Source organism: Salinicola socius (assembly GCF_001937195.1).
GTDB classification, from domain to species: Bacteria; Pseudomonadota; Gammaproteobacteria; order Pseudomonadales; family Halomonadaceae; genus Salinicola; species Salinicola socius.
Map to the genome: position 1 here is coordinate 1 of NZ_MSDO01000084.1, position 545 is coordinate 545.

General features: G+C 56.3%; 3 tRNA genes. All 3 read right to left on the reverse strand.

The features are described from left to right. Window positions 1-181 precede the first annotated feature (181 nt). The 3 genes from BTW07_RS18915 to BTW07_RS18925 all read right to left on the reverse strand — a co-directional run bounded on the left by BTW07_RS18915 (window position 182) and on the right by BTW07_RS18925 (window position 499). Window positions 182-256 (reverse strand) — tRNA-His (locus tag BTW07_RS18915). Between the two features lie 45 nt (window positions 257-301). Then, a tRNA-Arg gene (locus tag BTW07_RS18920) sits at window positions 302-378 on the reverse strand. 44 nt (window positions 379-422) lie between these two features. Next, window positions 423-499, reverse strand: a tRNA-Pro gene (locus BTW07_RS18925). Between the last annotated feature and the right edge of the window lie 46 nt (window positions 500-545).

Below are 545 nucleotides of genomic sequence, written 5' to 3' on the forward strand. Positions count from 1 at the left end.
AGCAGACTAGCGCGGTAAATGGTGCTAATCGGGACGAAATACAAGTCCAGGGCCATAAAAATCGACTTTAGGCTACCTCGGCATCTCGCTGAAGCGTCGACAGGAAACGCCTGGCAGCGATAGATGACGTGCAGAATAGCAGGAGCAGTGTCAAAAAGAAGGGAGACAACCGGGGAAGAAATGGGGTGGATGATGGGGATCGAACCCACGACCACCGGAGCCACAATCCGGGGCTCTACCACTGAGCTACACCCACCATACCGATTTTGCATCGACCGGGACCACTACACTGGATGGAGAGTGGCGCGCCCAGCAGGACTCGAACCTGCAACCTACGGCTTAGAAGGCCGTTGCTCTATCCGATTGAGCTATAGGCGCATTCCAATACCGGCTGCATTTTCATCAACAGGAACGCGACGTCGTGGTCGGGGTAGAGGGATTCGAACCCCCGACATCCTGCTCCCAAAGCAGGCGCGCTACCAGACTGCGCTATACCCCGTAAGACGTCTGTCATGCCCGATGACTCTACGAGCCCTTCGATGCGC